The 10,823-nt window shown below is 72.5% G+C and carries 7 protein-coding genes; 5 read left to right on the top strand and 2 right to left on the bottom strand.

Annotation, left to right across the window (positions count from 1 at the left end; all coding sequences use genetic code 11):
• On the top strand, nucleotides 1-343 hold a 343-nt coding region (locus tag N5D62_RS18475), incomplete at its 5' end, for an aminotransferase class IV (protein WP_279759341.1).
• A gap of 112 nt (nucleotides 344-455) precedes the next feature.
• Here the strand turns inward: N5D62_RS18475 and N5D62_RS18470 are convergent.
• Nucleotides 456-2,072: a gamma-glutamyltransferase gene (locus tag N5D62_RS18470; protein WP_279759340.1), complete on the bottom strand. Its 1,617-nt coding sequence runs from the start codon at nucleotides 2,070-2,072 to the stop codon at nucleotides 456-458.
• Between the two features lie 286 nt (nucleotides 2,073-2,358).
• Here N5D62_RS18470 and N5D62_RS18465 point away from each other — a divergent pair, with 286 nt between their 5' ends.
• From N5D62_RS18465 to N5D62_RS18455, 3 genes are all read left to right on the top strand, one after another.
• Nucleotides 2,359-3,852, top strand: coding sequence for an MFS transporter (locus tag N5D62_RS18465; protein WP_279759339.1), 1,494 nt, complete (start codon nucleotides 2,359-2,361; stop codon nucleotides 3,850-3,852).
• 123 nt (nucleotides 3,853-3,975) lie between these two features.
• Entirely contained in the window at nucleotides 3,976-6,042 is a 2,067-nt protein-coding gene (locus N5D62_RS18460) for a prolyl oligopeptidase family serine peptidase (protein WP_279759338.1), read from the top strand.
• Nucleotides 6,039-7,079, top strand: a complete 1,041-nt coding sequence (locus tag N5D62_RS18455) for a membrane dipeptidase (RefSeq protein WP_279759337.1) — start codon at nucleotides 6,039-6,041, stop codon at nucleotides 7,077-7,079. Before N5D62_RS18460 ends, N5D62_RS18455 begins: the two co-directional genes overlap by 4 nt.
• Nucleotides 7,080-7,169: 90 nt before the next feature.
• On the opposite strand, the gene N5D62_RS18450 is transcribed toward N5D62_RS18455, so the two are convergent.
• A complete protein-coding gene (locus tag N5D62_RS18450) occupies nucleotides 7,170-8,267 on the bottom strand; it encodes a helix-turn-helix transcriptional regulator (RefSeq protein ID WP_279759336.1) in 1,098 nt (365 codons plus the stop codon).
• 116 nt (nucleotides 8,268-8,383) lie between these two features.
• Between N5D62_RS18450 and N5D62_RS18445 the strand changes: the two genes are divergently transcribed.
• Complete coding sequence (locus N5D62_RS18445) at nucleotides 8,384-10,756, top strand: TonB-dependent receptor (RefSeq protein ID WP_279759335.1); 2,373 nt, start codon at nucleotides 8,384-8,386, stop codon at nucleotides 10,754-10,756.
• Nucleotides 10,757-10,823: the final 67 nt, after the last annotated feature.

The following is a 10,823-nucleotide window of genomic DNA, read 5'->3' as shown; positions in this document are numbered from 1 at the left end:
AGGCGCCGGCGAGAACCTGTTCATCATCAAGAACGGCGTCGTCTACACGCCGGACCTGTCGGCGGGCGCGCTCAACGGCATCACCCGGGACACCATCTTCGCGATCTGCCAGGACCTGGGCCTGAAGCTCGTGGAGAAGCGCATCACCCGCGACGAGGTCTACATCGCCGACGAGGCCTTCTTCACCGGCACCGCCGCGGAAGTCACGCCGATCCGCGAGCTCGACCGGCTCACGATCGGCAACGGTGGCCGCGGCCCGATCACCGAGCGGATCCAGGCGGCCTTCTTCGACATCGTGCACGGCCGCAACCCGCAGTACGCGGAGTGGTTGACAGCCGTCTGACTTCGAGCTGACCTCGGGCCGGGCGCGGCGCGGCCCGCATGGCCGAGGGAAGGCGGCGGCATCGGCCGCCGCCGCTCTCATCGACGCCGCCGCCAGGACGGCGGGCGTCCGATCACACGGCCTCGGCGCCGCCCGCGCGGCGCGGATCGGCGCAGGCCTGCGCGCCGTCCTTCGTGAAGTGGATGCCGTCGTAGCTGCCCAGCATGAAGTTCCACGGGCTGCAGGTTTCCAGCGGCAGGCCGCGGGCCAGCACGTCGGCGCGCAGCGCCTCGTTGCCGCAATCGACCTCGATGGTGGTGCTGAGGTTGCCCGGCATCAGCATCGCCGCCAGCGACGGGCCGCCCACGCGCGGCTGGTGCACGCTGGCCTCGATGTCCAGCCCGTACTCGACGATGTTGAGGATGTTGCTGACGCAGGCGGGGATCAGGCTGGCGCTGGGCGATCCGCCGGCCAGCAGCGGCTTGCCGGCGTCGTCGAACACCAGGTGCGGCGCGACGTAGACCGAGCCGCGGCCGCCCGGCTTGGGCATCTGGCGCATGAAATGCACGCCGCCGGCCCAGATGTTCACGCCGTCCACGATCAGCCCGTTGCTCCACGGCATCGACATCACCGAGTGCAGCACGGTGGCGATGTTGCCCCGCTCGTCGACGACGGTGAGGTGGTTGGAGCCGGGGTAGGGCGCGCCGGTGGCGCTGAAGGTGTTGGGCAGGCTCATCTTCATCAGTTCGAGCCGCTGCTGCGCGTAGGCCTTGCTGGTGATCAGGTCCAGCGGCACCGGGAAGGTCTCGGGGTCGCGCTGGCGGCCGCCTTCGTTGAAGACCTCGGTGCAGCAGCGCGCGAGCCAGTACATCGTGTCGGCGCTCTCGTGCGGCGCGCCCCACTGCGACAGCGGCAGCTGCTCCAGCAGCTGCAGGATCTCGATCAGGTGCGTGCCGCCGTTGTCCGGCGGCGGCGAGCCGGCGATGCGGTGGCCCTTGTAGCTGCCCCAGGCCGGTTCCTGCCAGCGCACCGCGAAGCGGTCGAAGTCCTCCATCGTCAGCACGCCGCCGGCGGCCTTCACGGTGTCGACGACCTTGCGCGTGAAGGCGCTGCGGTAGAAGTAGTCCTCGCCGCCGTCCGCCAGCGCCGCCAGCGTGTCCGCCAGGCGCGGCTGCTTGAGGCGGTGGCCGGGGCCGGCGAGGGCGCCGCCGGGGAAGTAGGTCTCGCGGCCCTCGGCGCCCAGGCCGATCCTGCCGGCCTGCTCGAACATGACGCCGTACAGGAAGGGATAGATCGGGAAGCCGTCGCGCGCCAGCTGGATCGCGGGGGCCAGCAGCCGCGCGCGGTCCAGGCGGCCGAAGCGCTTGGCCGCGGCCTCGAAGCCGGCCCAGAAGCCCGGCACGGCGACGCTGCGGCCGGTGCCGATGTCCGCGGCCGAGAAGCCCGGCAGGCCGGCCAGCGGCGCGTTCAGCGAGCCGTTCATGTACTCGGTCCTGCCGCTGGCGGCGTCGTGGTGCAGCAGGCTGAGCATGCCGAAGATCGTGCCCATGTGCGGCTCGATCACCGTCTGCGCGACGGCCGCGGCCAGCACCGCGTCGACGGCGCTGCCGCCCTCGCGCAGCACGTCCGCGCCGACGCGCGACACCACCGGGTGGGACGACACGATCACGCCGCGCCGCCCGGTGACCTTGCTCTTGCGGCCGAACACGGCGCGGGACGTCAGTTCATCGACCAGTTCAGGAGTCAGCATCTGGAGGGTCTCTCGTTGAAGGATGACGACGACCTTAGCGGCGCGGGGCGCGGCGAGCTTTGGACAAGCGGCTCGAGCGTTTGGCGCGACGCATCGACGCCGACGTCGACCGCGGTCCCGGCTCCAGCCCCAGCCCCAACCCCAGCCCCGGCCCCGGCCCCGCATTGGCGCGGCCGCCTAAGTCCGCGTGCGGATCGCCAAAGGCGCGGTGCCCGCCGCCCTCTATCGTCGTGCTTTCGGCAGCGCCGCGCACGGCGGTTGCCCCTACGCGTGACCGGAGCCCTGGATGACTGACGTTCGCCTTTCCCTGGACCTCGAGCGGAGCGCCGATCCGGTGGGCGAGGGCGGCCGCGCCGGCCTGGGATCGGCCTGGTTCGCGCTGGCCGTGCTGGTGGTGGTGAGCGTGTTCGCCGCGATCGACCGGCAGATCCTGACGATCGCGATCGAGCCGGTGCGGGCCGCCTTCCAGTTGAGCGACGTGCAGATCGGCCTGATCCAGGGCCTGGGGCTGACGCTGGTCGCGGCCTTCGCCGGGTTCCCGCTGGCGTGGCTGGCGGACCGCTTCGATCGCCGCCTGATCCTGATGGTCTGCATCCTGGGCTGGTCGGCCGCGACGGCGGCGCGCGGCTTCGCCCAGGACTTCGACCACCTGATGATCGGCACGATCGGCCTGGCCGTCGCGGAGGCCGGCCTCGGGCCGATCGTCTACTCGATGATCCCGGCGATGTTCCGCGGGCCCGAGCGGGCGCGGGCCAACCTGATCTTCTATTCGGCCGCGCTGATCGGCGGAGCGCTCGGCATGGGGCTGGCCGGACTGGCGTTCAAGGTCATCGCGTCCAGCGCGGGCGCGCAGCCGGAATGGCTGCGCGCGCTGGAGCCCTGGCGCGTGGCCTTCCTCGCCGCGGCGCTGCCGGGGCCGGTGCTGGCGCTGGTCGTCATGACGATCCGCGCGGAGCACGGACGGCCGCCGTCGCGTGCGCCGGCGCTGTCCGACGCCGCTGGCGCCCCTGGCACCGCTGACGCCCCTGGCGCCGCTGATGCCGCTGATGCCGCTGATGCCGCTGACTCGACGCCCGGCGCCGCGCGCGCGGCGCGTCATGCCCCTGCGCTGGCCTTCCTGCCTTACCTGCGCGCGCACGCGCTGCCGCTCGCGGGCCTGCTCGGCGCGGCCTGCGCGGCCTCGGCCGCGTTCGCCCCGATCACCGCGTGGCTCGCGCCCGCGGTGTCGCGCCGCTTCGGGCTGAGCCCGGGCGATGTCGGCGTCGCGCTGGGCGGCGTGCTCGGCGCGGGCGTGGTGGCCGGCGTGGCGCTCGCGGCGCTCGCGGTGAAGCTCTGGGGCCGCCGCCATGGCGGCATCCTCGGCCTGCGGATCGGCCAGTACCTGGCCGCCGTGTCGGCCGCGGCCGGCGGCCTGCTGGCCGTGTGCGCGTCGCCGTGGATGGTCTACGCGGCCACCGGCGTCATGTTCGCCACCGCCAGCGCCTTCTTCGCGCTGCTGCCCGGCGTCTGGCAGGAGGTGGCGCCGGCGACGCTGCGCGCGCGCATGCTGGCCTTCTCCGGCGCGCTGACGACGCTGGCCACCGCCGGCGCGCCGGTGCTCGTCGGCGTCGTGTCCGAGCGCCTGGGCACGCGCGGCGACGGCCTGCTGGTCGCGGTCGCGGTGACCAGCGCGCCCTGCATGCTGGCGGCCGCGCTGCTGATGCGCGCCGCGGCGCGGCCGGTGCAAGGCCTGCTGGCGCGGGTGCGCGCGATGGACGCCGGGCAGCCGTCCGGCGGCTAGCGCCAGCGAGCATCAAGCGGCGCCGGGCCGAGCCCGGCAGCGCGAAACCGATCTCCGCGATCGCCAAACCGATCTCCCCAATCGCGAAAGCGGCCGTCAGGCCCGGAAAGTAAGCTGACCCTCATGACCTCCGACCTCACTCCCACCCTGCGAGCCCAGCCGATCCAGCGGACCATCGGCGGCGTCACCTTCGAGGACCGCTTCGAGTACCTGCGCGAGGACCGGCCCGACGTGCTGGACTGGCAATGGGCGCGCGACCGGCTGGCGCAGCGCGCGACGCAGTCGTCGCCGAACTACGCCGCGCTGCGCGAGCGCTACCTCGGCATCGGCCATGCCGAGGGCTACGGCGTGCCCTGCAAGCGCGGCGCGCACTGGTTCGCGCTCGTCAACGACGGCGACGACCAGGTGCTGCGCGTCAGCGACGCGCCCGGCGGCCCGGGCCGCGCGATCGTGTCTCGGCGCGCGCTGGTCGAGTCCGTCGGCGGCGGCACCGCGATGCTGGTGTTCCTGGACCCGTCCCCGCAGGGCCGGTTCGTCGCGCTCGCCTGGGGCGCCAACGGCGACATGCTGGGCAAATGGTCGGTGTACGAGACGGCCACCGGCCGGCATCTGCAGGACCTGCCCGCGATCATGTACAGCGGCGCGCGCGCCGGCTGGCTGCCCGATGAAAGCGGCTTCTGGCTGGACGGGCGCGGCGCCGACGGCCTGCACCAGCTGCGCTTCGTGCCGGTGGCCGACGGCGCGGCCGAGCGCCCGGTGGTGCCGCTGCCGGAGGACCTGGTCGCCGCGAAGCACTCGGGGCTGACGCTGCAGGTCTCGCCGGACGGCCGGCGCGGCCTGCTGGTCACCACGCCGCATGAGCACGTGGCGCTGGTGCACCTGGACCTGGAGACGCTGGAAGCGACGCCGTTCCTGCCGGACGGCGTCGAAGGCGAATGCGACGGCGGCTGGATCGACCAGGACCACTACGCCGCGCGCGTCAGCCACGGCGCGGCGCGCGGGCGCGTGGTGGCCATCCCGGCGGCGACCTCGCGCGACACCGCCACCTGGCGCGAGCTGGTGCCCGAGAGCGAAGGCTTCCTCGGCTGGGCGGGCGTGGTCGCCGGGCGGCTCTATGTCGGCGACCTGGTCGACGTGTCCCTGCGGGTGCGGGTGTTCGACCTGAAGGGAACGCTGCTGGAGACGCTGCCGCTGGAGAACCCGGGCTCGTCGCTGTCGATGTCGGGCGCGCGCGCGATCGCGCCGAACGATGTCTTCGTGCTGACGCACGGCACCTTCACCCGCTCGTCGGTCACGCTGCTGCACGATCCGGATACCGGCGCGTTGCGCCAGCTCGACGCGCCCAAGTGCCGGCTCGACGGCGTCGTGGCCGAGCAGCGTTTCGCCACCAGCCGCGACGGCACGCGCATCCCGTACTTCGTGGTCCGCCGCCAGGACCTGCCCACCGACCGGCCGCAGCCGACGCTGGTGCATGCCTATGGCGGCTTCAACATGTCGCTGCTGCCGAACTACCCGGCGATGTTCGCGCCCTTCGTCGAGGCGGGCGGCGTCTACGTCCAGGCCTCGCTGCGCGGGGGCGGGGAGTACGGCAAGGCATGGCACGACGGCGGCCGCCTGGCCCACAAGCAGCACACCTTCGACGACCTGCGCGCCGTGGCCGAGGCGCTGATCGCCGATGGCGTCGCCACGCGCGACACGCTGTGCTTCCAGGGCGGCAGCAACGGCGGCCTGCTCGCCGGCGCGGCGATGGTGCAGCAGCCCGAGCTGTGGCACGCGATCGTGGCGCTGGTGCCGATCTTCGACATGATGGAGCCGCTGCCGCCGACCCCGGCCGTGGCCGGCGTGAAGGCGATCTTCCTGGAGGACTACGGCGATCCGGACCGCCCGGCGGACGCGGCCAACATCCTGCGCTGGTCGCCGTATCACAACGTCGCCGACAGCGTGGCCTATCCGGCGCTGTACCAGGTGTTCGGCGAACAGGACGTCGGCTGCATGCCCTTCCACGGCCGCAAGTTCACCGCGCGCCTGGACGAGGCCGACACCGGCGGCCGGCCGATCCACCTGCGCGTCTGGCGCGACACCGGACACAGCGCCTCCGATCCGGTGCAGGCCGCCGCGTACCACGCGGAGTGGATGTCCTTCCTGATGGACCAGCTCGGCATGACGGCGGCCGGCGCGGGGACGCGATGAGCGCCGACACCACCTCTGGCACCGGCGCCGGCACCGACGCCGCGATCGCGGCCCGCGCCGCCACGCTCGTCGCGTGCGGCCTGGTCTGGGACAACCACGCCTGCATGCCGCTGCGGCCGCACGACGTGTCCTTCCTGCCGCAGCTGGAGCGCCACCGCGCGGCCGGCGCGGACGTGGTCATGCTCAACGTCGGTTTCGGCGAGACCGGCATCGAGGACCACGTCCGGATGCTGGCCAGCATGCGCGACTGGCTGGCCCGGCACCGCGACCGCTACCGCCTGATCGAATCGATCGGCGACATCGCCGCGGCGCGGGCGGCGGGGCAACTGGCGGTCGGTTTCGACATCGAGGGTGCCAACGCGATCGACGACCAGATCAGCCTGGTGCGCCTGTACCGCGACCTGGGCGTGCGCTGGATGCTGATCGCCTACAACCGCAACAACCGCGCCGGCGGCGGTTGCCAGGACGAGGACGGCGGCCTGACCGACTTCGGCCGCCGGATGATCGACGCGATGGAGGAGGTCGGCATGGTCGTGTGCTGCACCCATGCGGGCCCGCGCACCGCGCGCGAGGCGATGGCGCACGCGCGCGGGCCGACGATCTTTTCCCACTCGAATCCGCGCGCGCTGCGTGAGCATCCGCGCAACATCGGCGACGAGCTGGTCCGCGCCTGCGCGGCCAAGGGCGGCGTGGTCGGCATCAACGGCATCGCGCTGTTCCTGAACGACCGCAACGAGGCCTCGGCCCGCGCGGTGGCCGAGCATGTCGACCACGTGGTCCAGCTCGTCGGCGCGCGCCACGCGGGACTGGGCCTGGACTTCGTCTTCGACCAGGAGGAGCTCAACGAGCAACTCCGGCAGATGAAGCACACCTTCCCGGACGGCTTCGGCTACGAGGCCGGCATCGGCATGGTGGCGCCGGAGGCGATCCCCGAGATCGTCGAGCAGCTGCTGCGGCGCGGCTACCGCGACGAGGACGTCCTGGCGATCCTCGGCGGCAACTGGATGCGCGTGGCCGAGCAGGTCTGGAAGGACTGAGGCCGAAGCGGCGCGCCGCCCCGTGAGGGAGAGGGGCGCCACGAAGGCGCCGCCGGATCCGGGCGCCGTCGACCCCGGACGCCGGCGGCCTCAGGCGCCGTCCGCCGCGCGCCGCGTCTCCAGCGGCGTTTCCCCGAAGGTCCGCCGGTAGGCGGTGCTGAAGCTGGAGTGGTGCTCGTAGCCGCAGCTCAGCGCCACGTCGAGCAGCGAGGTGCGGGTCTGCTGCAGCAGGCGCCGCGCGCGCGCCATGCGCGTGGCGATCGCGTGCTCGCGCGGCGAGATGCCGTAACGCGCCTTGAAGGCCGACACCAGCCGGCCGGTGCTCACGTCCAGCCGGGCCGCCAGGTCGGCGATCTCCGGGCAGTCGTCCGGGTCCGACAGCGCCGCGTGCGCGACCGCCGCCAGGTTGTCCTGCTGCAGCCCGCCGTCGATGCAGGCCAGGTCGGCCGGTTCCATCACCGGGCCGGTCAGCAGATGGCACATCAGCTCGCCCACCTTGCTGCGCAGGTACAGGCGGCGGCGCGCGCCGCTGAACGGCGTCCACAGGATCGCCTGCGCGGCACGGATCGCCGGCAGGTTGGAGTTGCTCACCGCGATGCGCGGCGAGCGGTCGCCGCGGTGCGCGCCCGGCGTGGCGGACTCGATCCAGCGCCGCACCTCGACCGGGTCCAGGCCGAACTCGCGCACCGCCTCGTCGTCGTCGAACAGCACCGACACGCCCTGGCAGCGCACGCCCTGCAGCGAGTGGCGGCAGATCAGCGTGTCGCCCGAGCAGGCCGTGGCCACCGCGCAGCCTTCGGTGTAGAGCACGCGCCGGTGCGCGCCCAGCGGCGTGCCGAGCATGGCCGCGCCGCGCAGCAGCATCGAGAAGTTCAGCGCGCGTTCCTCGCGGTGCCAGCAGAACTGCGCCGTGTTGAGCTGCAGGTCGCCGAACACGAGCCAGACGCCGCGCGACAGCTTCACGTACTCGAGCCCGCCCTGGCCCATCGCGTCGTCGCAGCGCCAGGCGAAGGACTCGCCGTCGAAGCCGGCCTCGTAGCCGGCGGAGGCCGCCTCGCCGGCCTGCAGCACCTCGTGGAAGGTGCGGCTCAGCGAACGCGCCTCGGACGGGGGCGCCGTCAGCACGGCGCCGAAGTCGGTGCGGGTCGACAGGCCGTCCGCGCGGCGCTCCAAGGTTCTCGTGTCCATGACGGTCGCTTCCTGCGTGAATACCCGGTGACGCCAAACTGCAGTCAGAATACTCCAAAAAAGACAGTTGTGTATGCTAAAAAATGCCTACACCTTGTCATCAACCGGACCTCAGCATGGTGTCTCCGATCTCGAAGAACGGCGCGTGGATGGTGTTGCAACCGCTGGCCCTGGCGGCCATCGCGGCGCTGGCGCCCAAGGCGCAAGCGCAATCGGTCCCGGCGCCCGCCGCGTCCGCCTCCGCGCCCGCGGGCGCGTCCGCCCCCACGTCCGCCGGGACCGCGCCGGGACGCGCGGTGGCGCTGGAAACGGTGGTCGTCACGGCCAACCGCCGCAGTGAGCTCGTCAAGGACGTGGCGGGCAGCGTCGGCGTGCTCGGCGGCGCGCAGATGGAGCGGCTGCACGTGACCTCGATCCAGGACGTGGCGGGCCTCGTCTCCGGGCTGCAGGTGGCCGGCGACAACCCGGGCATGAAACGCCAGACCATCCGCGGCATCACGACCGGCACGCTGCAGACCGGCGCGTCGGTGGCCTCCTACCTGGACGAGGCGCCGATCAGCTTCAGCTCCGGCGTCGTGGCCGGCGTGAACCTCAGCCCGGACGTCGACCCGCTGGACCTGGCGCGCATCGAGGTGCTCAAGGGGCCGCAGGGCTCGCTGTACGGCGCCAGCGCGCTGGGCGGGCTGATCAAGTACGTGACCGTCACGCCCAACCTGAAGGAACTGGAGGGGCGCGCGGAGGTCGGCTACAGCGTCGTCGACGGCGGGGGCGGCGGCTTCAGCGCGCGGGGCTCGATCAACGTGCCGGTCTCGCGCGACGTGCTGGCGGTGCGGTTGACCGCGTACTCGCGCAAGGACCCGGGTCATGTCGACGACGCGCTGCGCCATCGCGAGGACGTGAACAGCTTCCGCAACGAGGGCGCGCGCGTCACCGCCTACCTGAAGCCGAGCGCGCGCTGGGACGCCAAGCTGATGCTGGACACGCAGACCATCAAGACGCCCGATGGCGCCACGCCGCGCTTCGACGCGTCGACGCTCGAGCCGGTGGATGGCGGCCACACGTCGAGCAACGTCTTCGCTCAGCCGCTGAAGAACACCTACGACCGCGCCGCGCTGACGGTGAACGTCGACCTGGGCTTCGCCAACCTGCTGTCGGTCACCAGCCTGCTGCGCCAGAAGAGCGAGTTGACCGCCGACGCCTCGCGCTACCTGTCCTACCTGGACTTCGTCACCGCCGGCGCCTACGCGGCGGCGGGCCTGCCGGTGACGCCGCTGGGCGTGACCGGCGCGCTGTCCTTCAACCGGCTCAAGATGGACAAGAAGGTCCAGGAGTTCCGCCTGACCTCGCCCAGCGGGCAGCGGCTCGAATGGCTGGCCGGCGTGTTCTTCCAGAAGGAGACCGGCGACGCGCTGGTCAACTACGACGCGTTCACCGGCACCAACCTGGGCACGCCGGCGGTGCCGGGTTACGTGCACGGCCTGGTCACCGAGGAACTGCGCGAGTCCGCGATCTACGCCAACACCACCTACCACTTCACCGACCGCGTCGACGTGCAGCTGGGCCTGCGCCACACGCGGCTGACGCAGGACTACGACTCGACGGTCCAGAACTACAACTACCTGGTCGGCGCCCCGGTGGCGCTCCCGTCCGCGTCGGCCCGCACGTCCGAGCGGCAGACCACCTGGATGCTGTCGCCGCGCTGGAAGCTCGGCGACGACGACATGGTCTACCTGCGCGCGGCCTCCGGCTACCGGCCGGGCGGCCCGAACACGCCGCCGCTGGCCGGCGAGCAGAAGCCGCCGTTCCACTCGGACTCGATCGTCAACTACGAGCTCGGCTACAAGGGGCAATTCCCCGCGGCGAAGCTCGAGCTCACGGCGGCGCTGTTCCGCATCGACTGGAAGGACATCCAGGTCACCGCGGTCGACCCGACCTACGCGTTCTCGTACTACACGAACGGCGGCAAGGCCCACACGCAGGGCCTGGAGCTGGAGGCGGGCTGGCGGCCCTGGGCCGGGCTGCGGCTCGGCGCCAACCTGACCGCGATGCAGGCCCGGCTGGACCAGGACGTGCCCGAGATCGGCGGCCAGCGCGGCGACGCGATCCCGTACACGCCGAAGTTCTCCGCCGGCCTGACCGCCGACTACAGCTGGGCGATCGGCCCGGGGCAGGCCTCGGTCGGCGCGACCTGGGTGCACACCGGCAAGCGCGGCATCGCGTTCTCGCACCAGTCGGCCACGCCGCTGGCGCCGGGCGTCGTCACGCCCACGCTGCCGGCCTACGACCTGGTCGACTTCCGCGCGTCCTACGCCTGGGACCAGCTGACGCTGAGCCTGTTCGTCAAGAACGCGTTCAACAAGCGCGGCCTGCTCAGCTACAGCGGCGGGTCCAGCGCGATCACCGACCTCGTGACCGGCGTCACCTCGCCGGCCAATGTCGCGGTCACCACGCCGCGCACGATCGGCATCAGCCTGCGCGCGGACTTCTGACCGCGTCGTCGACAGCGTCCGCCTTCAACGCCCGCCCACCGACAACGCGCCCGATTCACCGTCACGC

The organism is Mitsuaria sp. GD03876, from assembly GCF_029840635.1.
Classification (GTDB): Bacteria; Pseudomonadota; Gammaproteobacteria; order Burkholderiales; family Burkholderiaceae_C; genus Roseateles.
This window is presented reverse-complemented; position numbering and strand designations above follow the sequence as displayed.